Source organism: Streptomyces sp. NPDC055013 (genome assembly GCF_053608645.1).
The window spans coordinates 1-23149 of sequence record NZ_JBSGVW010000007.1; the positions used below are offsets into that span (position 1 = coordinate 1).

The 23149-nt window shown below is 70.5% G+C and carries 18 protein-coding genes; 11 read left to right on the forward strand and 7 right to left on the reverse strand.

Annotation, left to right across the window (positions count from 1 at the left end; all coding sequences use genetic code 11):
• Positions 1-194 precede the first annotated feature (194 nt).
• The 3 genes from ACWGDB_RS11205 to ACWGDB_RS11215 all read left to right on the forward strand — a co-directional run bounded on the left by ACWGDB_RS11205 (position 195) and on the right by ACWGDB_RS11215 (position 4815).
• Positions 195-1580, forward strand: coding sequence for a class II fumarate hydratase (locus tag ACWGDB_RS11205; protein ID WP_453822190.1), 1386 nt, complete (start codon positions 195-197; stop codon positions 1578-1580).
• A 72-nt stretch (positions 1581-1652) separates the two neighbouring features.
• On the forward strand, positions 1653-2348 hold the full coding sequence (gene fomD, locus ACWGDB_RS11210; RefSeq protein WP_453822191.1) for a cytidylyl-2-hydroxypropylphosphonate hydrolase: 696 nt from the start codon (positions 1653-1655) through the stop codon (positions 2346-2348).
• Between the two features lie 310 nt (positions 2349-2658).
• Entirely contained in the window at positions 2659-4815 is a 2157-nt protein-coding gene (locus ACWGDB_RS11215) for a SpoIIE family protein phosphatase (protein ID WP_453822192.1), read from the forward strand.
• A gap of 112 nt (positions 4816-4927) precedes the next feature.
• On the opposite strand, the gene ACWGDB_RS11220 is transcribed toward ACWGDB_RS11215, so the two are convergent.
• Positions 4928-7324, reverse strand: coding sequence for a transglycosylase domain-containing protein (locus ACWGDB_RS11220; protein ID WP_453822193.1), 2397 nt, complete (start codon positions 7322-7324; stop codon positions 4928-4930).
• Between the two features lie 277 nt (positions 7325-7601).
• On the opposite strand from ACWGDB_RS11220, the gene ACWGDB_RS11225 reads away from it, so the two are divergent.
• From ACWGDB_RS11225 to ACWGDB_RS11245, 5 genes are all read left to right on the forward strand, one after another.
• The gene (locus ACWGDB_RS11225; RefSeq protein ID WP_453822194.1) at positions 7602-8537 is read left to right on the forward strand and encodes an SPFH domain-containing protein; all 936 of its coding nucleotides are present in this window, start codon (positions 7602-7604) and stop codon (positions 8535-8537) included.
• Positions 8534-8791: a hypothetical protein gene (locus ACWGDB_RS11230; RefSeq protein WP_328879572.1), complete on the forward strand. Its 258-nt coding sequence runs from the start codon at positions 8534-8536 to the stop codon at positions 8789-8791. Before ACWGDB_RS11225 ends, ACWGDB_RS11230 begins: the two co-directional genes overlap by 4 nt.
• A 268-nt stretch (positions 8792-9059) precedes the next feature.
• Positions 9060-9584 carry a PadR family transcriptional regulator gene (locus ACWGDB_RS11235; RefSeq protein ID WP_453822195.1) on the forward strand — a complete coding sequence of 175 codons (525 nt, stop codon included), beginning with the start codon at positions 9060-9062 and terminating at the stop codon, positions 9582-9584.
• Positions 9581-10270, forward strand: a complete 690-nt coding sequence (locus ACWGDB_RS11240) for an ABC transporter ATP-binding protein (protein ID WP_453822196.1) — start codon at positions 9581-9583, stop codon at positions 10268-10270. Before ACWGDB_RS11235 ends, ACWGDB_RS11240 begins: the two co-directional genes overlap by 4 nt.
• Positions 10267-12603 (forward strand): ABC transporter permease, encoded by a 2337-nt coding sequence (locus ACWGDB_RS11245; RefSeq protein WP_453822197.1) that lies wholly within the window; start codon positions 10267-10269, stop codon positions 12601-12603. Before ACWGDB_RS11240 ends, ACWGDB_RS11245 begins: the two co-directional genes overlap by 4 nt.
• Positions 12604-12861: 258 nt before the next feature.
• On the opposite strand, the gene ACWGDB_RS11250 is transcribed toward ACWGDB_RS11245, so the two are convergent.
• Complete coding sequence (locus ACWGDB_RS11250; RefSeq protein WP_453822198.1) at positions 12862-13812, reverse strand: LysR substrate-binding domain-containing protein; 951 nt, start codon at positions 13810-13812, stop codon at positions 12862-12864.
• Between the two features lie 170 nt (positions 13813-13982).
• Between ACWGDB_RS11250 and ACWGDB_RS11255 the strand changes: the two genes are divergently transcribed.
• Both ACWGDB_RS11255 and ACWGDB_RS11260 read left to right on the forward strand, forming a co-directional pair.
• Positions 13983-14537 carry a peroxiredoxin gene (locus tag ACWGDB_RS11255; RefSeq protein ID WP_370264283.1) on the forward strand — a complete coding sequence of 185 codons (555 nt, stop codon included), beginning with the start codon at positions 13983-13985 and terminating at the stop codon, positions 14535-14537.
• Between the two features lie 5 nt (positions 14538-14542).
• Positions 14543-15082, forward strand: a complete 540-nt coding sequence (locus tag ACWGDB_RS11260) for an alkyl hydroperoxide reductase (RefSeq protein WP_383603432.1) — start codon at positions 14543-14545, stop codon at positions 15080-15082.
• Between the two features lie 24 nt (positions 15083-15106).
• On the opposite strand, the gene ACWGDB_RS11265 is transcribed toward ACWGDB_RS11260, so the two are convergent.
• From ACWGDB_RS11265 to ACWGDB_RS11280, 4 genes are all read right to left on the reverse strand, one after another.
• Positions 15107-16528: an AI-2E family transporter gene (locus ACWGDB_RS11265; RefSeq protein ID WP_453822199.1), complete on the reverse strand. Its 1422-nt coding sequence runs from the start codon at positions 16526-16528 to the stop codon at positions 15107-15109.
• A gap of 147 nt (positions 16529-16675) precedes the next feature.
• Positions 16676-17368: an aggregation-promoting factor C-terminal-like domain-containing protein gene (locus tag ACWGDB_RS11270; protein WP_369273147.1), complete on the reverse strand. Its 693-nt coding sequence runs from the start codon at positions 17366-17368 to the stop codon at positions 16676-16678.
• 417 nt (positions 17369-17785) lie between these two features.
• Positions 17786-19111, reverse strand: a complete 1326-nt coding sequence (locus ACWGDB_RS11275) for a PhoH family protein (protein WP_369273146.1) — start codon at positions 19109-19111, stop codon at positions 17786-17788.
• Between the two features lie 304 nt (positions 19112-19415).
• A complete protein-coding gene (locus ACWGDB_RS11280; RefSeq protein ID WP_328879582.1) occupies positions 19416-20189 on the reverse strand; it encodes an isoprenyl transferase in 774 nt (257 codons plus the stop codon).
• A gap of 929 nt (positions 20190-21118) precedes the next feature.
• On the opposite strand from ACWGDB_RS11280, the gene ACWGDB_RS11285 reads away from it, so the two are divergent.
• Entirely contained in the window at positions 21119-22306 is a 1188-nt protein-coding gene (locus ACWGDB_RS11285) for a winged helix DNA-binding domain-containing protein (RefSeq protein WP_453822200.1), read from the forward strand.
• 17 nt (positions 22307-22323) lie between these two features.
• On the opposite strand, the gene ACWGDB_RS11290 is transcribed toward ACWGDB_RS11285, so the two are convergent.
• On the reverse strand, positions 22324-23109 hold the full coding sequence (locus ACWGDB_RS11290) for a class I SAM-dependent methyltransferase (RefSeq protein WP_453822201.1): 786 nt from the start codon (positions 23107-23109) through the stop codon (positions 22324-22326).
• Positions 23110-23149 lie beyond the last annotated feature (40 nt).

Sequence of the window (23149 nt, forward strand, 5' to 3'; positions counted from 1 at the left end):
CCCGGGTGGTTGGTTTTCTTCCGTCGCGCGTCCGCCCCGCCCGCGCCCGGGGGGGGGGGGGGGGGGGGGGGGCCCCCCCCCCCCCCCCCCCCCCAGGACGGGAAGGGTAGGGGCGGCGGGGGCGAAACCCTTCGGTGGAACCCGGATGGGCCACGCGCAGGAACAACCCCGCCGCCCCGCACGCTTACTCAGGCATGAGCGACTACCGCATCGAGCACGACTCCATGGGCGAGATCCGGGTGCCCGCCGACGCCAAGTGGCGGGCCCAGACCCAGCGTGCCGTCGAGAACTTCCCCATCTCCGGGCAGCGCATCGAGCGGGCCCATATCGAGGCCCTGGCCAGGATCAAGGGCGCAGCCGCAAAGGTGAACGCCGAATTGGGCGTGCTCGACAAGGACATCGCCGAGGCCGTCCAGGACGCCGCCGCGGAGGTCGCCGAGGGGCGGTGGGACGAGCACTTCCCGGTCGACGTGTTCCAGACCGGTTCCGGGACCTCGTCCAACATGAACACCAACGAGGTCGTCGCCACCCTCGCCACCGAGCGGCTCGGGCGTGACGTGCATCCCAACGACCACGTCAACGCCTCGCAGTCCTCCAACGACGTCTTCCCCTCCTCCATCCACATCGCCGCCACCGCCGCCGTCACCCGCGACCTGATCCCGGCGCTGGAGCACCTCGCCGGGTCGCTGGAGCGCAAGGCCGAGGAGTTCGCCGATGTCGTCAAGTCGGGGCGGACCCACCTCATGGACGCCACGCCCGTGACGCTGGGGCAGGAGTTCGGCGGTTACGCCGCCCAGGTGCGGTACGGCGTCGAGCGGTTGCATGCCTCCCTCCCCCGGCTCGCCGAACTCCCCCTCGGCGGCACGGCCGTGGGCACCGGCATCAACACGCCCCCCGGGTTCTCCGCCGCCGTCATCGCGGAGGTGGCCCGCGCCACCGGGCTGCCGCTCACCGAGGCGCGCGACCACTTCGAGGCACAGGGCGCCCGCGACGGGATCGTCGAGACCAGCGGGCAGCTGCGGACCATCGCCGTCGGACTGACCAAGATCGCCAATGATCTGCGGTGGATGTCCTCCGGGCCGCGTACCGGCCTTGCCGAGATCAGCCTCCCCGACCTCCAGCCGGGGTCCTCGATCATGCCCGGCAAGGTCAATCCGGTCATTCCGGAGGCCGTCCTCATGGTCGCCGCGCAGGTCGTCGGCAACGACGCCACCGTGGCCACCGCCGGCGCCGCGGGCAATTTCGAGCTGAACGTGATGCTTCCGGTCATCGCGAAGAACGTCCTGGAATCCATCCGCCTGCTCGCCAACGCGTCCCGGCTGCTGGCCGACCGCACCGTCGACGGCATCGTCGCCCACCGCGAACGGGCCCTGGAGTACGCCGAGTCGTCACCCTCCGTCGTCACGCCGCTCAACAAGTACATCGGGTACGAGGAGGCGGCGAGGGTCGCCAAGAAGGCCCTCGCGGAGCGGAAGACCATCCGCCAAGTCGTCGTGGAGGGCGGGTACGTGGAGCGTGGTGACCTCACCGTCGAGGAGTTGGACGAGGCCCTCGATGTCCTGCGGATGACACGGCCGTAACCGTTGGGCACGACGGTGTGAACCGTGACGGACACCGCAGCGTCGTATGCCTGCGGCACCTAATATCTGTCCATGGAAGACGGTGGAGCGGTGACGACGGAAGTGGAAGCAGGTGGGTCGACCCGCTTCTGGGCGCCCGGGACCCAGATCCTGTGGCGGTACCGGGAGAACGCGGGCCGGCGCTTCCACATCGCGCGTCCCGTCACCGTCGTACGGGACGACGACGAGATCCTCGCCGTATGGCTGGCTCCGGGCACCGAGTGTGTGAAGCCCGTGCTCGCCGACGGGACGGCCGTGCACCTGGAACCCCTGGAGACGCGGTACACCAAGCCGCGCGCCGTCCAGCGCGACCGGTGGTTCGGGACCGGTGTGCTGAAGCTCGCGCGGCCCGGCGAGCCGTGGTCGGTGTGGCTGTTCTGGGAGCCGGGATGGCTGTTCAAGAACTGGTACGTGAACCTCGAGCAGCCGCTGGCCCGTTGGGCGGGCGGGGTGGACTCCGAGGACCACTTCCTCGACATCTCGGTGCACCCGGACCGCAGTTGGCACTGGCGGGACGAGGACGAGTTCGCGCAGGCCCAGCGGGACGGACTGGTGGACGACCGGCTCGCCGCGCGGGTGCGCGAAGCGGGGCGCGGCGCGGTCGAGGTGATCCGCGCCTGGGGACCGCCGTTCTCGGACGACTGGCAGCACTGGCGCCCGGATCCCACCTGGGCTGTACCTTCTTTGCCTGAGGACTGGGATCGCACGCCCGCGCACATGTCCTCATGAGACCCTTGATGCGCCCCCGGGCAACAAACGTAGGATCGTCCTCCGCAAGGGCGCACTTGGGCGGCAACTACCGGAGTGCGCGCCGGGCTTGACCGATCGTCACCGAGGGGCGGCAGGACGTGAGCGAGGGTTACCAGGGCAACGCCGCCAGGGCCGGCGGGGCTTTCGACGCCGGTCCTGGGAGCAGACGCCCCACCGGCGGCACAGGAACCGCCCCTGGCCACGCGGGAATTCCGTTCCTGGGGCACGTATTGCGGGTATCGGAGTTTCGGCGGGACGAACTGCACGCGCGGCGCGCAGCCCCGGACGGATGGATTCGAAAGGCGTGACGGAGCAGCCGACCTCCTTCGAACGCCCCGAGACGGGCGTCGACCCCGCGGAGTCCCGCGGGGCGCTCGTGCGTACCTCGACACAGTCGACACCGCACCCCACGCCTGGGCCCTCCACGCCGTCGCACAGCCCTGCCGGCGGCGCAGGCGCAGGCACCCCCTTACCCGCGCAGGCACGCACCGGAGAGACCCCCTCCACGCCGGGCACCACCGCACCGTCCGGCCCGAGCAAGGAGCCCTCAGACATCGCCGGCAACGGCCCCGAGCACTCGCAGCCCTCCGTCGCCGCCGAGCCCGACACGCACCGGCCGCGGCCCGTTCCGGAGGCCATTCCGCCACAGCCCGGCGCCGAGCCGCCGAAGTCGTCCGCCGAACGGCGCACCGGACAGGGCGTGGTGCCCGGCCGGCCCACGCCCATGCGGCGGGACGGTGACCGGCTGCGCTTCGTGGGCGCCGCCACCCGGCGGATCGCCCGCGGCATCGACCTGGACGAGATCGTGATGGGGCTGTGCCGGGCGACCGTGCCGACCTTCTCCGACGCGATCCTGGTCTATCTGCGCGACCCGCTGCCGGTCGGCGACGAGCGGCCCACGGGGCCCGTCGTGCTGCGGTTGCGCCGCACCGACCGGATCCCGGAGGAGCGGGACACCGAAGGCAGCTTCCTGCCCTCGGGGGCGCAGCAGCCGGAGCCGACCGAGCTGTCGGAACTGTCCGCCCTCACCGCCGAACTGTGCGAGGTGCGACCCGGCGGCGCGCTCGCCGAGGTGCTGCGCGGTGTGCGTCCCGTCTTCGCCGACGCGCCCGCCGCCCGCGCCGCCCTGCCCGAACTGCTCGGCGACGACGGCGAGTTGATCATCCCCGACGGTCAGCGCGCGATCCTCGCCCCGCTGCGCGGCCGGCGCCGTGTCATCGGCGCCGCGGTGTTCCTGCGCCGCCCGGAGCGCCTCGCCTTCGAGCCCGACGACCTCCTCGTCGCCGCCCAGCTCGCCACGCACAGCGCGCTCGGCATCGACAAGGCGGTGCTGTACGGCCGTGAGGCGTACATCGCCGACGAGCTCCAGCGCACCATGCTGCCCGAGACGCTCCCCCGCCCGACCGGCGTACGGCTGGCGTCCCGCTACCTCCCGGCGGCCGAGACGGCCCGGGTGGGCGGCGACTGGTACGACGCGATCCCGCTGCCCGGCAGCCGCGTCGCCCTCGTGGTCGGTGACGTCATGGGCCACTCCATGACCTCGGCCGCGATCATGGGCCAGCTGCGGACCACGGCCCAGACCCTCGCCGGTCTCGACCTGCCCCCGCAGGAGGTCCTGCACCACCTCGACGAGCAGGCCCAGCGGCTGGGCACCGACCGCATGGCGACGTGCCTGTACGCCGTCTACGACCCGGTATCGCACCGCATCACCATCGCCAACGCGGGCCATCCGCCGCCCGTACTGCTGCACCTGGGCGGCCGCGCGGAGGTGCTGCGGGTGCCGGCGGGCGCCCCGATCGGCGTCGGCGGTGTCGACTTCGAGGCCGTGGAACTGGACGCACCGGCCGGAGCGACCCTGCTCCTCTACACCGACGGCCTGGTCGAGTCCCGCCTGCGTGACGTGTGGACCGGCATAGAGCAGCTGCGCGAGAAGCTCGCCGCGACCGCGCAGCTCACCGGGCCCGACCATCCGCCGCCCCTCGAGGCCCTGTGCGACGAGGTCCTCGACATGCTCGGCCCGGGCGACCGCGACGACGACATCGCACTGCTCGCCGCCCGCTTCGACGGGATCGCACCCAGCGACGTGGCGTACTGGTTCCTGGAGCCGGAGGACGCCGCCCCCGGGCGCGCCCGGCGCCTGGCCCGCCGCGCCCTCGCGCGCTGGGGCATGGAGGAACTCACCGACTCGGTCGAGCTGTTGGTCAGCGAGGTCGTGACCAACGCGGTGCGCTATGCCTCTCGGCCGGTGACCTTGCGCCTGCTGCGGACCGATGTGCTGCGCTGCGAGGTCGGGGACGACGTGCCGCAGTTGCCACGGCTGCGGCAGGCCCGGGCCACGGACGAAGGCGGCCGGGGGCTCTACCTGGTCAATCGGCTGGCCCGGCGCTGGGGCGCGACCCGGTTGAGTACCGGCAAGGTCGTGTGGTTCGAGTTGAATCGCGGCTAGCCGCCGCAGGCGGGACCGCGCGGTCCCGCCTGCGGGTTCGTCGTGGCTTGTCGCGCCCGCGCGGCGGAACCGCATGTCAAACGCAGCCCCGCGCCCCTTTCGGGGCGCTGCACTACCGATCGTCGTTGGGTCTGGCCGGGTCCAGGGTGATGTCGCCCGTCGGCTCGTCCGTGGGCTCGTCCGTCGGCTCGTCCGTCGTCGGCTCGTCCGTCGGCTCCTGCGTCGTCGGCTCGTCCGTCGGCTCCTGCGTCGTCGGCTCGTCCGTCGGCTCCTGCGTCGTCGGCTCGTCCGTCGGCTCCTCGGTCGTCGGCTCCTCGGTCGGAGTCGGGGTCCAGGTCGGCTGGACGGCCGCGCCCTGGTCGGTGTCGAGGTCGAACCTCGCGTCCGTGTCCGTCACGCCGAACATGTACGCCGCCCAGACCTGCGCGGGGAACCCACCGCCATTGACGCGGTCCTCGCCGCCCGCGCCGTACATCTTGGTCTGGGCGTGGGTCTTGGCGTCCTCGCCGAACAGGCCCACCGAGGTGACCAGGTCGGGCGTGTAACCGGTGAACCAGGCCGACTTGTTGTCGTCGGACGTACCGGTCTTGCCGGCGACCTTCTGGCCGTCGCGCTTGGGGTTGTTCGCCACGGACGTGCGGGCCGTACCGTCGTCGACCACGCCCGTCAGCACCGAGGTCACCGTGTCGGCGGCCTGTGGGCTGATGACCTGCTCGCCGATCGGGTCCGGGAGCTCGACCGCGCGGCTGTTGTGCTCGGCCGACTTGAGAATGCTCGGCGTGACCTTCTTGCCGTGGTTGTCGAGGGTGGCGTAGACCCCGGCCATCTGCAGCGGGCTCGCGCCCATGGTGCCCAGGGTCTGGGCGGGCACGGCCTGCTCGTTGGTGGTGTCCATGCCGAGCTTGCCGGCCACGTCCATGACGTTCTCCATGCCGACGTCGACGCCCATCTGCGCGAAGACGGAGTTGACGGACTTGTTCATCGCCGTCTGGACGGTGACGTCGCCGTAGTCCTGGTCGTCCTCGTTCTCGGGCGCGAAGCCGACCTTGCTGCCGCCCTTGACGACCGGCCGCTTGCTGGTGCCGTCGTAGATCGTGTTCGCGGTGATCGGGTCGCCGTCCTGGGTCTCGGCGCTCTCCTCCAGGGCGGCCGCCAGGATCACCGGCTTGAACGTCGAGGCGGGCTGGTAGTCGGTGCGGGTGGCGTTGCTGGTGTAGTGCTTGAAGTAGTCGACGCCGCCGTACAGGGCGACGACCTTCCCCGTCTTGGGGTCGACGGAGACCGCGCCGGCCTGGACGTTCCCGTCGACCTTGCGCTTCTTCGGGTCCAGCTTGCTCGTCAGCTGCGCCTTGGCGGCCTTCTCCAGCTCGGCCTGCTTCTTCTTGTCGATGTTCAGGGTGATGGTCCAGCCCTGGTCGACGACCTCGGCCTCGGCCTGGGAGCGGGTGATGCCCTCCTGCTTCATCAGCCGGCTCACCAACTGCTGGTTGGCGAGCTCGATCAGATAGCCCTTCTGGCCCTCACGGCCGGCGGTGGGCTTCGGCTCCTTCGGCTCCTCGAACGTCATGCCCTGCCGCTCGGACTGCTCGAGCCAGCCCTCCTCGACCATGTTGTCCAGGACGTAGTCCCAGCGGGCCGTGACCAGCTTCTTGCCGGTTTCGGACGCGGCCGACCAGTCGTACTGACTCGGCGCCTGGAGCAACGCGGCGAGGTACGCGCCCTGTGCGGGGCTGAGCTTCTCGGCGTCGACGCGGTAGTAGGCCTGGGCGGCGGCCTGGATGCCGTAGGCGCCGCGGCCGTAGTAGCTGGTGTTGATGTAGCCGGCGAGGATCTCGTCCTTGGTCAGCTGGCGGTCGACCTTCAGGGAGATGACCATCTCCTTGAGCTTGCGGCTGACCGTCTGTTCCTGGCTGAGGTAGTAGTTCTTGACGTACTGCTGGGTGATCGTCGAACCACCCTGCGCGCCCTTGCCCATCACGGTGTTCAGCAGACCGCGGGCCGTGCCCTTGAGGTCGATGCCGTTGTCCTTGTAGAAGGACTTGTTCTCCGCTGCGACGAAGGCGCGCTGGACCTTCTTCGGCACCTTGGCCAGGTCCACGATCTCGCGGTTGACCTCGCCGTCGCGGGCCAGGGTGCTGCCGTCGCTGTACTTGTAGACGTTGCTCTGGCGCTGGGCGGCCTGGGCGGCCGCGTTGTCCTTGGGGATGTCGACGGCCAGATAGAGCGCGATGAAGGCGCCGATGCCGAGCAGGCACGCGCCGAGGAAGGTGCCGAGGATCTTCTTCCAGGTGAAGAGCCGGCGTATTCGGCCCTTGCCACCACCCGGGCCGCCCTTGCCGGCGCTCTTGGCCGCCCGGCGGGCCGCGGCCCGGCCGCCCTGGACGGCCGGCGGGCCCACCACGGTGGCCGACTCGCCTCCCACAGGGGCCGAGGGCATCCCGGACGGGCGCCGGGGCGCGGCGCGGCGCCCGCTTTGCTGACGCGCTCGTCTGTCTTCCGCTCGTCCCATGGGTGTGTTCCGCTCCGCTTCGCTCTTGTGTGCACTCCTGCCACACAGGTTCGCCGCTCAGGTCAGCTCAGAAAGCTAACACCGGAAGTTGTGACAAAGAGCTGTCGATCCGGTCTTTTGCGGACGTGACAATCAGCACCTGTCCCACCGGAACCGACGGCTCAGGGATGCATAGGGTTGCTCGCGCGGGGTAAAGTGATATCACTTAGCTAGTTCGAAGCTAGACGAAGCCCTCGAGGCTTCATGGATGAATGCGAACGAAACGGGGGAATCACCCATGCCCACCGACACCACACCCGTCACCGCCGACGTGCCCGAGATGCCCGCCCCACGCGTACGTGAGTTCACGGCGCACAGCATCGGCGGCGGGCTCGCCCTGCTGCTGGGTCTCGTCGGGCTGCTGGCCGGCGCGGGGTTGATCGTCAGCACCGCGGCGGTGTCCGGAGGCGGCGCCAAGGCGGCGCTGATCATCGCCGGAGTCCTGGTCGCGATCGCCGCGGTCCTCGCGATGTGCGGGCTCAACATGGTCGCGCCGGGCGAGGCGCGGGTCGTCCAGCTCTTCGGGCGGTACCGCGGGACGATCCGGGAGGACGGGCTGCGCTGGGTGAACCCCTTCACCTCCCGCACGAAGATCTCGACCCGGGTCCGCAACCACGAGACGGCCGTCCTCAAGGTCAACGACGCCTACGGAAACCCGATCGAGCTCGCCGCGGTCGTGGTGTGGAAGGTCGAGGACACCGCGCAGGCCACGTTCGAGGTCGACGACTTCCTGGAGTTCGTCTCCACCCAGACCGAGGCGGCGGTGCGGCACATCGCCATCGAGTACCCGTACGACGCCCATGACGAGGGCGGCCTCTCCCTGCGCGGGAACGCCGAGGAGATCACCGAGAAGCTCGCCGCCGAACTGCACGCGCGCGTGGAGGCGGCCGGGGTGCAGATCATCGAGTCGCGCTTCACGCATCTCGCATACGCTCCCGAGATCGCCTCCGCGATGCTCCAGCGGCAGCAGGCCGGTGCGGTGGTCGCGGCGCGGCGGCAGATCGTCGACGGGGCGGTCGGCATGGTCGAGGCGGCGCTCGCGCGGATCTCCGAGCGGGACATCGTGGAGCTGGACGACGAGCGGAAGGCGGCGATGGTGTCCAACCTGATGGTGGTGCTGTGCGGCGACAGGTCCCCGCAGCCGGTCCTCAACACCGGGACGCTCTACCAGTGACGGTTCCCTCCGAGGGCTCGGCCCCTCAGCGTCGGCCGCAGCAGCGCAAGCAGGTGCTGCTGCGGTTGGATCCGTCCGTGTACGAGGCGCTGGCGCGGTGGGCGGGGGACGAGCTGCGCTCGGCCAACGCGCAGATCGAGTTTCTGCTGCGGAAGGCATTGGCCGACGCGGGCCGGCTTCCGCGGGACACGGGGCCTCTTCCCCGTCGGGGCCGGCCCCCCGGGGGCTCCGCCCCCAGGCCCCCGTCGGCCTGAACGGCCTCGTCCTCAAACGCCGGACGGGCTGGATGTGGCCGAGCCGGTCTCGCCCGTGCACGCCGGCCGGGCCGGATGCGGCCAAGCCCGTCCCGTCCGTGCACTCCGACCGGGCCGGACGGGCGCGGGCCCATGGGGTCTCCCCCCTGCCATCGCCATGTAGCAGAACCGTGACAATCGCGTCCCACCTGCACCTTCACACCCCCCGCCATGATCTACACACTCCGCGTATACATAGGGCGTATACACCCCATGTAGTGTCCTGGTCATGTCCATCGGTCACACCCTCCTGGGGCTCCTGGAGTCCGGCCCGTGTCACGGCTACGACCTGAAGCGGGCCTTCGACGAGAAGTTCGGTCACGACCGGCCGCTGCACTACGGCCAGGTCTACTCGACGATGTCCCGGCTGCTGAAGAACGGCCTCGTCGAGGTCGACGGGATCGAGCCCGGCGGCGGGCCCGAGCGCAAGCGGTACGCCATCACGGACGCCGGGATCACCGACGTACAGACGTGGCTCGCGACGCCCGAGAAGCCGGAGCCGTACCTCCAGTCGACGCTCTACACCAAGGTCGTCCTCGCACTGCTCACCCGGCGCAACGCGGCCGACATCCTCGACACCCAGCGCGCCGAGCACCTGCGGATGATGCGGATCCTCACCGACCGCAAGCGCAAGGGGGACCTCGCCGATCAGCTGATCTGCGACCACGCCCTGTTCCACCTCGAGGCCGACCTGCGCTGGCTGGAACTCACCGCCGCGCGTCTCGACAAGCTGGCCGAGGTGGTGACCAAGTGACCCCTCCTCCCGGTTCCCTGCTCGCGGCCCAGGAGCTGCGCAAGGCCTACGGCCCGACCCTCGCGCTCGACGGGGCCGAGTTCTCGATCCACCCCGGCGAGGTCGTCGCCGTCATGGGGCCGTCCGGCTCCGGCAAGTCGACGTTGCTGCACTGTCTCGCCGGGATCGTGCCGCCCGACTCGGGGTCCATCACGTACAACGGCCGCGAACTGGCCACCATGGGCGACGCCCAGCGCAGCGCCCTGCGGCGCTCGGAGTTCGGGTTCGTCTTCCAGTTCGGGCAGTTGGTGCCGGAGCTGACCTGTGTCGAGAACGTCGCCCTTCCGCTGCGGCTGAACGGAATCTCCCGCAAGGAGGCCGAGAAGGCGGCACTGACCTGGATGGAGCGGCTGGAGGTCGACGACCTGGGCAAGAAGCGGCCCGGTGAGGTCTCCGGCGGTCAGGGGCAGCGCGTCGCCGTCGCCCGGGCCCTGGTCACCAAACCGCGCGTGCTGTTCGCCGACGAGCCGACCGGCGCGCTCGACTCCCTCAACGGCGAGCGCGTGATGGAGCTGCTGACGGACGCCGCCCGCTCGACCAACGCCGCCGTCGTCCTCGTCACGCACGAGGCGCGCGTCGCCGCCTACTCCGACCGCGAGATCGTCGTACGGGACGGCAAGTCCCGGGACATGGAGCGCGTCGTATGAGTGCCGCGTCCCAGTGGGCCAAGGATCTGGGCATGGGCGTGCGGTTCGCCTTCGCCGGCGGACGCGAGGGATGGGTCCGGGCCCTGCTGACGGCCGTCGGCGTGGGGCTCGGGGTGGCGTTGCTGCTGCTGACGACCGCGATCCCGAGCGCGCTGTCCGAGCGTGACCGCCGCGGGAGCGCCCGGGACGACTTCACGTACAGCGGGACGGTGCTGCCGAAGGCGGTTGACACGCTGATCATCGCCAACGTCGGCACGGAGTACCGCGGTGACGACGTACGGGGCCGGCTCCTGGAGCCCGAGGGGGCGCTGGCGCCGCTGCCGCCGGGCGTGGACAAGTTTCCCGCGAAGGGCGAGATGATCGCCTCGCCCGCGCTGCAGAAGCTGCTGAACTCCGACTCCGGCAAGCTGCTGCGCGAACGCATCCCCTACCGGGTCACCGGCACCATCGACCAGCCCGGCCTGATCGGGCCCACCGAACTCGCCTACTACGCGGGCGGGGCGGGGCTCGAGAACCAGCTGTCCGGAGGCACCGTCGAGCGGATCGACTACTTCGGCCCCTCCTCCAAGATGGCGGACGACCCGCTGGACCCGATCCTGATCCTGCTCATTATGATCATCTTCGTGGTGCTGCTGCTGCCCGTCGGCGTCTTCATCGCGGCGGCCGTACGCTTCGGCGGCGAGCGCCGCGACCGTCGGCTCGCGGCGCTGAGGCTGGTCGGCGCGGACGGGCGGATGGCGCGCCGGGTCGCGGGCGGCGAGGCGCTCGCCGGAGCGTTGCTCGGTCTCGTCCTCGGCACCGGCTTCTTCCTGGCGGGGCGTCACCTGGCGACCCTGCTGAAGGTGCGGGACATCAGTGTGTTCCCGAGCGACCTCAACCCGTCGATCGCGCTCGCCCTGCTGGTCGCCGTCGCCGTACCGGCCGCGGCGGTCCTGGTGACGCTGTTCGCGCTGCGCGGGGTCGTCATCGAGCCGCTCGGTGTGGTCCGTACGACGAAGCCCCCGCGCCGTCGGCTGTGGTGGCGGCTGCTGCTGCCGGTGGGCGGTCTCGCGCTGCTCTACCCGATGGTGGGGCAGGGCAACGACAACGGGAACTTCAACGAGTGGATGGTCATCGGCGGCACCGTGCTGCTGCTGGTCGGCGTCACCACACTGCTGCCCTGGCTGGTCGAGGCCGTGGTGGCCCGGCTGAACTCCGGGTCGGTCTCCTGGCAACTGGCGATCCGCAGGCTGCAGTTGAGCAGTGGCTCGGCCGCCCGCATGGTCAACGGCATCGCGGTCGCGGTGGCCGGGGCGATCGCGCTGCAGATGCTGTTCTCCGGGGTCGAGGGCGACTACAGCAAGCAGACGGACAACGACCTGAACCGCGCCCAGATGACGATCTCCGTGCACGGCGACGTCCCGCTGAACGACGTCGCCCGGCAGTTGGGGGAGACCGAGGGCGTGCGCCGGGCGTCGGCCCTCTCGCTGGGCACGCTCGGCTCGACGGCGAAGGAACCGGAAAACTCGCTCGAGGCGGCCGTCGGCAGCTGCGCCGAGCTGCGCGAGGTGGCGCGTCTGAAGTCCTGCCGGGACGGGGACATCTTCCGGATCGTCGGCGGCGAGTACGACGACGGCTCGGAGAAACTCGTCAAGGCGGGCGGCACCCTGTACTTCGACCCCGGCTACAGCGGGATGACGAGTCACACGGTGGCGTGGAAGGTGCCGGGCGGCGTCAAGACGGCGGCGACGCGCGAGGATCCGACCGGCTACGAGCGCGGCGGCCTGCTGCTCACGCCGGGCGCGCTGCCCGAGGGGGCCGAGGCCGGCCTCGTGCAGCGGGTGTTCCTCTCGCTGGACTCGTCGGTGCCGGACGCCGCGGACTACGCGCGCAACACCGCCGCGCGGATGGACCCCCTGGCCGACGTGTTCACGATGGCCGCCACCCGGGAGTCCCTGGAGTTCCGCTCCATCCGCAACGGGCTGTTCGTCGGCGCCACCTGCGTCCTGCTGCTGATCGGCGCGAGCCTGCTGGTCTCCCAGCTGGAGCAGCTGCGCGAGCGCAAGAAGTTGCTGTCGTCCCTGGTCGCCTTCGGCACCCGGCGCCGCACGCTCAGCCTGTCGGTGCTCTGGCAGACGGCGATCCCCATCGCGCTGGGCCTGGTGCTGGCGTCGACCGTCGGGCTGACGCTGGGGGCCGTCCTGCTGAAGATGGCCGGGGCCTCGGTGACCGTGGACTGGGCGAGCGTCCTGGCAATGACGGGCATCGGCGCCGGAGTCGTCCTCGCGGTGACCCTCCTCAGCCTGCCTCCGCTGCTGCGACTGATGCGCCCGGACGGCCTGCGCACGGAGTGATCAACGGGGTGTCAACGAGGTGATCAAGGGGGCCGGGTCTCAGAACCCGGCCCCCAAAGCCGTACGCGCAACGGTCACAGCACCTCGCACGGATCAGGCCCGCCCCCGACCGCAGGCTGCGCGAGCCGCGTGCCGGAGCACCCCGGCACGACCGCCGCCCCCACATCGCCCGCGATGACCCTCCTCGGCTCCCCACAGCGCCGCACCCGACGCGGGCCCGCGAGCCCGCACACCGAGTGGGCACCCGCGCCCGGGAAGTCAGCCGCCTCCGGCCCCCAACACCCGCACCGGCAACGGCCGCAACGCATCCCGCAGTGCCGACGCCAGTTCCTCGTACTCCGCCGCGCGTGCCGCTCCCGTTCGCATGGCGAGGGCGACGCGGCGGGTGGGGGCCGGGTCGGCGAAGTAGCCGGTGAGGAGTTGGCTGCTGCGGGTCGTCTCCAGCTTGAGGGCGGTGCGCGGCAGCAGGGTCACGCCCATTCCGCCGGCAACCAGCTGGACCAGCGTGGACAGCCCGGCCGCGGTCGTGGTCACCGGTGCGTCCTCACGGCCCGCCTCCCGGCAGATGTCGAGGGCCTGGTCGCGCAGGCAGTGGCCCTCGTCGAGCAGCAGCAGGTTCAGCTCGCGCAGCGCCTCCCGGGGAATCCCCTCCCGGCCGCCGAGCCAGTGGTCGAGCGGGGTGACGAGCGCGAAGTCCTCGTCGAAGAGCGGGAGTTCGGCAACACCGGGCACCCCGAGCGGGACGGCGAGCAGGAGCAGGTCCAAACGGCCGGTGGTGAGGCCGTCGACCAGGCTTGCGGTCTGCTCCTCGTGCACCTGGAGGTCGAGGTGCGGATACCGCTCGTGGACGAGCCGCAGCACCGTCGGCAGCAGGTACGGCGCCACGGTGGGGATCACACCGAGGCGGAGCGCACCGGTGAACGGCGCCCGGACCGCCTCCGCCTCCTCCATCAGCGCCCCGACCTCCACCAGCACCGCCTTGGCCCGCACGGCGAGCCGCTCGCCGGCCGGTGAGAGCAGCACCTTGCGGGTCGTACGCTCCAGGAGCGTGACCCCGAGGGTCTCCTCCAGCGCGGACACGGCACCCGAGAGCGCGGGCTGGCTCATCCCGATCGCGGCCGCGGCGTCCCGGAAGTGGAGGTGCTCGGCGACGGCGGCGAACGCCCGCAGCTGGGCGAGGCTCGGCTGGCGCCTCTTGCCCACGGTCATGTCCTGCTCCCCGTCATCCCTTACCCACGGCCATCGATAGGCACCTTCGATCAACCCGACCGAGTGTAGCTATTTCCCGTATCAATGCACGTTGTGCCAGGATCGGTAAGGTCCAACCCCATGGGAGACCCCTGTACCGAACGGGTGTCTCCTCGCTGCAAGGAGAGCGTGTGCTCACTGTCGGTGACAAGTTCCCCGAGTTCGAACTGACCGCCTGCGTCTCGCTGGAGAAGGGCTCGGAGTTCGAGACGATCAACCACAAGACCTACGAGGGCAAGTGGAAGATCGTCTTCGCGTGGCCGAAGGACTTCACGTTCGTCTGCCCGACCGAGATCGCGGCTTTCGGCAAGCTGAACGAGGAGTTCGCCGACCGCGACGCCCAGGTCCTGGGCTTCTCCGGTGACTCGGAGTTCGTCCACCACGCCTGGCGCAAGGACCACGACGACCTGCGCGACCTGCCGTTCCCCATGATGGCCGACTCCAAGCACGAGCTGATGCGCGACCTCGGCATCGAGGGCGAGGACGGCTTCGCCAAGCGCGCCGTCTTCATCGTCGACCAGAACAACGAGATCCAGTTCTCCATGGTGACCGCCGGCTCCGTCGGCCGTAACCCCAAGGAGGTCCTGCGGGTCCTGGACGCCCTCCAGACCGACGAGCTGTGCCCGTGCAACTGGAGCAAGGGCGAGGACACCCTGGACCCGGTCAAGCTGCTCGCGGGAGAGTGACCCCCATGGCCCTCGACTCCCTCAAGTCCCGCATACCGGACTACGCCAAGGACCTGAAGCTCAACCTGGGCTCGGTCATCGGCAATTCGGACCTCCCGGCGCAGCAGCTGTGGGGCACGGTGCTCGCGACGGCGATCGCCTCGCGCTCCCCGATCGTGCTGCGCGAACTGGCGCCGGAGGCCAAGGCGAACCTCTCGCCGGAGGCCTACACCGCGGCGAAGTCCGCGGCCGCGGTGATGGCGATGAACAACGTCTTCTACCGGACCCGGCATCTGCTGTCCGACCACGAGTACGGCACCCTGCGCGCGGGGCTGCGGATGAACGTCATCGGCAACCCCGGTGTCGACAAGGTCGACTTCGAGCTGTGGTCGTTCGCCGTGTCCGCCATCAACGGCTGCGGCCTGTGCCTCGACTCGCACGAGCAGGTGCTGCGCAAGGCGGGCGTGGACCGCGAGACGGTTCAGGAGGCGTTCAAGATCGCTTCCGTCATCCAGGCCGTGGGTGCCACCCTGGACGCCGAGGCTGTGCTGGCCGACGTCGAGTAGGCGCGATTGCTCCGCGGACCCCGCTCACCTTTCGTGGGCGGGGTCCAGTGCGTTGTCGTGGCCGCCGTCCCCGGGGGCCGCGCCCCCGGATCCCCCTTCGGCTTGAACGGCCTCGTCCTCGATCGCCGGACGGGCCGGTTCCTGCCCACCGGTGCTCGTCGGCATCGCCTCCTGCGAATACCGCCGCAGATACCCCACGATCGTGTTCGACACGGCCACCAGCGGTACGGCCACCACCGCGCCGCCGATCCCCGCGACCATGCCGCCGGCCGCCACCGACAGCACGACCGCCAGCGGATGCACGCGGACCGCGCGGCCGAGGATGAACGGCTGCAGGATGTGGCCCTCGATCTGCTGGACGGCCAGGACCACGGCGAGAGTCATCACCGCCGTGAAGACGCCCTGCGTCACCAGCGCCACGACCACGGCCAGGGCGCCGGAGGCCACCGCGCCGACGAGCGGGATGAAGGAGAACAGGAAGATGAAGACGGCCAGCGGCACGGCCATCGGCACATCGAGGAAGTAGATGCCGATGCCGATGAAGACGGCGTCGATCAGGGCGACCAGGACGGTGCCGCGCACATACGCGGTGAGCGTCGCCCACGCGCGCGGGCCGGCGCCGGCGACACCCGGGCGGGCCGCGGCGGGCACCAGCTTCAGCGTCCACTGCCAGATGCGCTTGCCGTCGTAGAGCAGGAAGAGCGTCGAGAAGGCGGCCAGCAGAATGCCGGTGAGGGCCTCGACGACGACCGTGACGCCTTCGAGCCCGGCCGAGGTGATCTCGTCGGTGTTGGCGCCGATCGCCTCCCGGAGGTTCTCGGCGATCTCGTTGACCTGCTTGTCGGTGACGTGGAAGGGGCTGTTGAGCAGCCAGTTGCGCAGCTCGTCGATACCGTCCTGGACCTGGTCGGAGAGATTGTCGATGTTCTCCATGACCTGCCAGGTCACGAACCAGCCCATCAGCCCGATGACGACGAACCCGAGGATCGCGGTCAGGGCGGTGGCGAGCCCGCGCGGCACGCCACGCCGGGTCAGCCACACCACCGAGGGCTGCATCAGCGCGGTGAGGAGCAGGGCGATGACGAAGGCCAGCACGACGAGTTGTACGGCGCTGATGACCCGCATCAGCACCCAGACCGTGCCGGCGAGCACCAGCAGCCGCCAGCCGGCCTCCGCGGCGACCCGTACGCCCCATGGCACGACCTGCGCCGGGTCGGGCCGGGGCGGCGGTGCGGTGGGCGCGTAGTCGGGGGGCCGTGGGACGTGGTCGGAGCGCGGCGGGGCGTCCTCGACGGCCGGGTCGAGCGCTACGGCCGTGGCGGACCGCCGCTCGGGCCGGGGCTCGGTGTCCTCCCGCTCCACCGCGGCGCGGCGCTCGTCCAACCGCTCACTCATCTCGGTCAGTCCGGCGCCGAGCCGGCCGAGCCACCCTGGCACTCGCGACATGATCCGTCCTCTTCCCCCGTCTCTCCTCACCACTCCCCCTGGAGTCGCTGCGTCCGACCGTACATGGCATGTCACGGGGGAACGCGAAAGCCCCTCACCAAGAGACGGTGAGGGGCTGCGCGAAGGTTGAGCTGCGGCGGTGCCGGCTCAGTACCAGTTGTTGGCCTGCCAGAAGGACCAGGCGTCGCAGGGGCTGCCGTAGCGGTCGTTCATGTAGTTGAGGCCCCACTTGATCTGGGTGGCCGGGTTCGTCTGCCAGTCCGAGCCGACGGACGACATCTTCGAACCGGGCAGGGCCTGGAAGAGGCCGTAGGCACCCGAGGAGGGGTTGACGGCCTTGTAGTTCCAGTCGGACTCGTGGTCCACGATGTTGCTGAAGCACTGGAACTGGCCGCTCGGCACCATCTGGCGCGCCATCGACTGGATCTGCGCGATGCTGTACGAGCCCTGTACGGGGAAGTCGGAGGAGGATCGGGAGGCCTTCGCCTCGGCCTCTTCGCGCTCCTTGGCTTCCTGCGCCGCCTTCTCTGCCTTCTCGGCGGCTTCCTTCTTCTCGATCGCGGTCTGGGCGGCAGCCTTGCGGGCGGCTTCCTCAGCACCCTTCTTGGCGCTCGCGTCCGCGGCGATGGCCTGGACGTCGGCCTGCGCCGACATGGACTCGATCTGCACCTGGGCCTGCTGGCCCGCGGGTATGTCCGCGAGGAGCGTCGAATCGGCAGCCGTCGCTTCGGCGTCGTTGTTCTGCGCGGTGCTGCCCGAGGCAACGCCGACGACGCTTCCGACAGCGGTGACCGCGGTGGCCGACGCCACTGCGAATCCCCTGACCGAAATCGGACTCACACGGTTTCCTTCCAGCATCGCCCGCTTCGGTGACCCTGGCGGACGCAATCGTGCCCCTGGCTCTGGCCTCCCAACTGCGGGGTCACGGGAGGCTCGGACCCGGTGGGCAACTCCTTTGAGAGGAGCGCCGCGTGAAGACTCGGGCGGCATACGACGACGCTATGGAGTTGGCTTGGTGTTGCTGTGGTGCCGTACCGCTGGGGGTACAGATGTGTCGTATGCGGGGCCTGACAGGAGTGAGACTCTGCCGCACCCCGACGCCGCAAGGCAATTCTGTGTTGCGTGTGAAAGCTCACACCTCGTTTGTCCCAGGGGTTTTACGGAAAGCCGCACACGCCGAGGCGCCGCCCGGATAGGCTCACTGCCTTTCCGAACGGCGCCAACCAACGAGTAGCTACCGCAAGTTGAGCACTTGGGTCAGATCTGCCCGTCCTCCAGCATTTCGGTCACAAGGGCGGCAATCTGGGACCTCTCGGACCGCGTCAGCGTGACGTGGGCGAAGAGCGGATGCCCCTTCAGCTTCTCCACGACGGCGACGACACCGTCGTAGCGCCCGACCCGCAGATTGTCCCGCTGGGCCACGTCATGGGTCAGAACGACCCGTGAATTGGCTCCAATTCGGGACAGAACCGTCAGCAGGACATTCCTTTCCAGTGACTGCGCCTCGTCCACGATCACGAACGCGTCGTGCAGCGAGCGTCCGCGGATGTGGGTGAGAGGAAGCACCTCGAGCATTCCGCGCGCGGTGACCTCTTCGATGACCTCGCGGCTGGTGACCGCCGACAGCGTGTCGAAGACCGCCTGCGCCCAGGGGCTCATCTTCTCGGCCTCGCTGCCGGGCAGATAGCCGAGCTCCTGCCCGCCCACCGCGTACAGCGGCCGGAAGACCATCACCTTCTGGTGCTGACGGCGCTCCAGCACCGCCTCCAGACCGGCGCACAGTGCCAGCGCCGACTTGCCGGTGCCGGCCCGGCCGCCCATGGACACGATCCCGACGTCCGGGTCGAGCAGCAGGTCCAGCGCGATCCGCTGCTCGGCGCTGCGGCCCTTGATGCCGAACGCCTCCCGGTCGCCGCGCACCAGCCTGACGTTGCCCTCGGGCGTGATCCGGCCCAGCGCGTTGCCGCGCTCGGAGTGGATCGTCAGACCGGTGTGCACGGGCATGTCGGCGGCCTCGGGGACGAAGACGTGCCCCTCCTCGAAGAGGATGTCCACCTGTTCGCCCGGCAGGGTCAGTTCGGACATTCCGGTCCAGCCGGAGGAGTCCGTGATGGCGAGTTCGGCGCGGTACTCCTCGGCGAGGAGACCGACGGACGATGCCTTGATCCTGAGCGGCAGGTCCTTCGACACGACGGTGACGTCGAACCCCTCGGCCTGCAGATTGCGGGCGACCGCGAGGATGCGGGAGTCGTTGTCCCCCAGGCGGTAGCCGGTCGGCAGAACGCTGGGGTCCGAGTGGTTGAGCTCGACACGGACGGTCCCGCCGAGGTCCCCGATCGGGATGGGGGCGTCGAGACGGCCATGCTTCACCCGGAACTCGTCGAGCAGGCGCAGGGCCTGCCGGGCGAAGTAGCCGAGTTCGGGATGGTGCCTCTTGGCCTCCAGTTCCGTCACCACGACGATGGGGAGCACGACCTCGTGCTCGTCGAAGCGGTTCAGGGCGTTCGGGTCGGCCAGCAGGACGCTGGTGTCGAGAACGTAGGTGCGCCGGTCGGGCTTGTGGCGCTTTGTGCTGGTCACCACGGAAGGACGTACCCCCTCGGATGAGGTCGGGGAGCGACGGAGTGGAGCTGGACCGGTCGTCGGCCGCTCTGCACGGGCCGAAAACCGGCCCCCCGCGTCTTCTTCCGTGCCGTGACCGCACGGTGGGGCTGGTGCAAAGGGCCTCCCGGGCGGACGGCCCCGTGCCGTCCGCTGAGATACGACACCCGTGGTTCGGGTGTCGACCTGCTTGCCTTATGCCCTCGAACGTGCGATGCCATGCCGACGCATATGACGGCGCGCTGGTGAACTCCTTGTTACTTCTGTCCCGTGGGGGTGAGTTCGCTCAGCCGCCGTAGCGCCGGTGACGGGCCGCGTAGTCGCGCAGAGCGCGCAGGAAGTCCACCTTGCGGAAGGCCGGCCAGAAGACTTCACAGAAGTAGTACTCGGAATGGGCCGTCTGCCACAGCATGAAACCGGACAACCGCTGCTCGCCGCTGGTGCGGATCACGAGGTCGGGGTCCGGCTGGTCGCCGGTGTAGAGGTGGCTGCCGATCAGGTCGACGCTGACGGACTCGGCGAGGTTCTCCATCGAGGTGCCCTTGTCGTGGGCGTCGACGATCATCGAGCGCACGGCGTCGGCGATCTCCTGGCGGCCGCCGTAGCCGATGGCGACGTTGACCAGTATCCCGTCGATGTGCGCGGTGGCCTCCTCGGCCTCCTTGAGGCTGGTCTGCATCCCGGACGGCAGCAGGTCGGGCGTGCCCACGTGGTGCACGCGCCAGCGCCCGTCGGCGGCGAGGGTGCGGACCACGTCCTCGATGATCCCGAGGAGGGGGCCGAGCTCGTCCTGGGGCCGGTCGAAGTTGTCCGTCGACAGCAGCCAGAGGGTGACGACCTCGACGTCCGTCTCACTGCACCAGCCGAGGAACTCCTCGATCTTCTCGGCACCGGCCCGGTGCCCGTGCACGGTGGAGGAGCCCGCCGCCTTCGCCCAGCGACGGTTGCCGTCCATGATCACGCCGATGTGCTTGGGCACCTGAGCGTGGTCCAGGTGGCCCTCCACCCGGCGTGCGTACAGCCTGACCAGCAGGCCGCGCAGCTTGTCGCGCAGGTTCACGTGATTGTCAGCCCCTCCGTACGGATCGGACAGGCGCGCGGGCGCTGCGCGCGGCGCAGGCGAGGGCGGTTCCTGTCCGTATGGCGGTCCCCTACCGGCGAAGCGTACCCCTGCGGGGCTTGGGCCGTGCTTACGGGTGCGGGTGCGTTGGGGGCGCCTTGGGTGGGGGTGTCCGGCGGCCGTCGGCGGCTGCGGGTGAATGGGGGCTGGTCGCGCAGTTCCCCGCGCCCCTTGGGTGGGGACGGTCGCCGACACTCAGAGGCTTCGCCCCTTGAGCGAGCAAAAAACGGGCCGGTCCGTGGGGGGAGACGGACCGGCCCGAGGGGGGGTTTCCACCATAACCCTTCGTAAGTGATGCTGCGTGCATCGGCGTGCCACAACTACTCTCCGAAATCGCTCGGCGACGGCCCGGTAGCCGCGAGAGGGCCTCTTCGTGGCCGATTCATGGCCCGGCAGGAGTGGATTCCCAGGGGAAACGGGTGGGATGTGGCCGGATCCAGAGGGTTTGACGCATCTTGAGCCTCGGCGCGCGACTTGTCCTCGCTTCCCCCGCCCGGGTGACCCGGCCGCGAACGTCGGCTTGACGGCACCCATGGCCGCGGGAAGGAGGTGCGACTCCGACGCGACACGCGTCCAGCAGGAGCGCTTGCGGGGGCACGGCACCGCGCAGCCCCCTCCGCTGCGCGGTGCCGCCGCGCAGCTTTGCTTACGCGAATTACCTTGGTCTGAACTTACGTGAGAGGTGTGAGGAAAATCGAGTCGGTCGCCATAACAATGTGGAGAAGGTGTGGGTTCCTTGGATGCGCAGGGGGCAGCGCCCCTTCGCGCACGGATGCGTGGTTTGCACCACACGGGCCACGAGTGCCCTCGGACGACCTCAGGTGCCTCAGCGGACAGTCCCTGGCCTACATCCGGCCTAACGTCGCGCCATGACGGCGAACGCGAGCAGGTTGATCACGTGGGGCGAGGCGAGCGCACGGCGTACGGAGCGGCAGTTCCTGTCCCGTCCCGCCGCGCGCGGCACGCCGGTCGCGGATGTGGTGGGGGCGATGCTGGGCGCGCACGCGCAGGTGCTGTCCGCGGCCGAGGTGTCGGTGGGGGTACGGGCCACCGGGGTGACGCGGGCGGACGTACGGGCCGCGCTCTGGGAGGACCACTCACTGGTGAAGACGTTCGGCCCGCGCGGAACCGTGCATCTGCTTCCCGCCGCCGAGCTGCCGCTGTGGTGCGGCGCGCTGACCGCGATTTCGACGGGCCCGAGTCCGTTTCCGCCGGACATCGCCGTTACGGAGGAGCAGGCGGAGCAGATCGTGGCGGCGATCGGGGACGCCCTCGACGGGGTCTGCCTGACGGTGGAGGAACTGGGCGAGGAGGTCGTGGCACGCACCGGCCCGTGGGCCGGGGACCGCGTGATGCCCGCCTTCCAGGACCTGTGGCCGCGCTGGCGGCAGGTGATGCACCGGGCCGGCCAGTCGGGCGCCCTGTGCTTCGGCCCGAACCGGGGGCGGAAAGTGACGTACACCCGGCCGCAGGGGGTCGACCCGGTACCGGCGCCCCGGTCGGGAACGGCGGGCGAGGGGGCCCTGCGGGAGCTCGTGCGGCGGTATCTGCGTGCGTACGGCCCGGCGACTCCCCAGCACTTCGCCAAGTGGCTGGCGGCGCCCGCCGGTTGGGCGGTGGCGCTGTTTCGGGAGCTGGCGGGGTCCGGGGAGGTCGAGGAGGTGTCGTTCGAGGGGGCCGCGGCCTGGGTGGCGGCGGGTGACGCGGAGTTCCCGGCGGGGAAGGTCCGTGGCGTGCGGTTGCTGCCGTACTTCGACGCGTACGCCATCGCCGCGCAGCCGCGGCAGACGCTGTTCCCCGGGGAGGCGTACCAGCGGGCGTTGGCGGGTGGGCAGGCGGGGAACTTTCCGGTGCTGCTGGTGGACGGGGTGGTGGCGGGGGTCTGGCATCAGCGGCGCCAGGGACGTCGTACGACGGTGACGGTGGAGCTGATCGGGCGGCGCCTGACGGCGCGGCAGGAGCGGGAGCTGGGCGAGCAGGTGGAGCGGGTGGGGGAAGTGCTGGAGGCGAAGGCGGAGTTGGTGGTCGGGAAGGTGACCGTCGGACCGCATGCGTGAGTGCCCCGCCGGGCGGCTCACGTCCCGGGCTTGCGGGCCTCGAAGAGGTGGCGGGTGCTGTGCGCGACGAAGGGACCCTCGGACTCGATCTGTTCGTGCAGGGCGCGCAGTTGCGGCCGGTACGCCTCGGCGGTGAAGCCGGGGACCATCCACACGACCTTCCGCAGAAAATGCACGACGGCCGCGATGTCGTGGAACTCCATGCGCAGTTCCTCGGCGCGCAGGTCGACGATCTCCAGGCCGGCGGCCTCGGCATCGGCGCGTTCGCGGTCGGGGTGGCGGCCGCTGCGGACCTCGTCGGGCTGCGGCCCGAGGAAGTACTCGACGAGTTCGAAGACGCTGTGGGGTCCGACGTGCTGGGCGAAGTACGTGCCGCCGGGCCGGAGCACGCGGGAGATCTCCGGCCAGGGCGCCCGCACCGGGTGCCGGCTCGTGACCAGGTCGAAGGCCCCGTCGGCGAACGGGAGCGGGGCGTCCTCGGGCGAGGCGACGACCGCGACACCACGAGCGGCCAGCAGGGCGGTGGCCTTGGCGACGTTCGGCGGCCAGCCCTCGGTGGCGACGGTCAGCGGCGGGGCCTTCGGGGCCCGGCCCAGGGCGAAGTCCAGCACCTCCCCTCCCCCGGTCTGGAGGTCGAGCGCGGCGGTCGCGCCGGCCAGCCGGTCGGCCAGGGAGACGGCATACCCCCAGCTGGGCCGCGCCTCGGTGGCCCGCCCCTCGAACCAGGAGAAGTCCCAGCCCTCGGTGGGCACGGCCGCGCCCTCGGCGACGAGTTCCTCGAACGGCCTGCTGTCCTTTCCCATGCGGTGATGATCGCAGGGCACTGTCAGTGGCCGCTGCTAG

Coding starts and splice junctions, on each gene's coding strand:
- ACWGDB_RS11285 (WP_453822200.1), top strand. CDS start 21,119: ATGACGGCGAACGCGAGCAGGTTGATCACGTGGGGCGAGGCGAGCGCA.
- ACWGDB_RS11290 (WP_453822201.1), bottom strand. CDS start 23,109: ATGGGAAAGGACAGCAGGCCGTTCGAGGAACTCGTCGCCGAGGGCGCG.
- fomD (WP_453822191.1), top strand. CDS start 1,653: ATGGAAGACGGTGGAGCGGTGACGACGGAAGTGGAAGCAGGTGGGTCG.
- ACWGDB_RS11215 (WP_453822192.1), top strand. CDS start 2,659: ATGGATTCGAAAGGCGTGACGGAGCAGCCGACCTCCTTCGAACGCCCC.
- ACWGDB_RS11245 (WP_453822197.1), top strand. CDS start 10,267: ATGAGTGCCGCGTCCCAGTGGGCCAAGGATCTGGGCATGGGCGTGCGG.
- ACWGDB_RS11260 (WP_383603432.1), top strand. CDS start 14,543: ATGGCCCTCGACTCCCTCAAGTCCCGCATACCGGACTACGCCAAGGAC.
- ACWGDB_RS11265 (WP_453822199.1), bottom strand. CDS start 16,528: ATGTCGCGAGTGCCAGGGTGGCTCGGCCGGCTCGGCGCCGGACTGACC.
- ACWGDB_RS11235 (WP_453822195.1), top strand. CDS start 9,060: ATGTCCATCGGTCACACCCTCCTGGGGCTCCTGGAGTCCGGCCCGTGT.
- ACWGDB_RS11220 (WP_453822193.1), bottom strand. CDS start 7,324: ATGGGACGAGCGGAAGACAGACGAGCGCGTCAGCAAAGCGGGCGCCGC.
- ACWGDB_RS11250 (WP_453822198.1), bottom strand. CDS start 13,812: ATGACCGTGGGCAAGAGGCGCCAGCCGAGCCTCGCCCAGCTGCGGGCG.
- ACWGDB_RS11225 (WP_453822194.1), top strand. CDS start 7,602: ATGCCCACCGACACCACACCCGTCACCGCCGACGTGCCCGAGATGCCC.
- ACWGDB_RS11205 (WP_453822190.1), top strand. CDS start 195: ATGAGCGACTACCGCATCGAGCACGACTCCATGGGCGAGATCCGGGTG.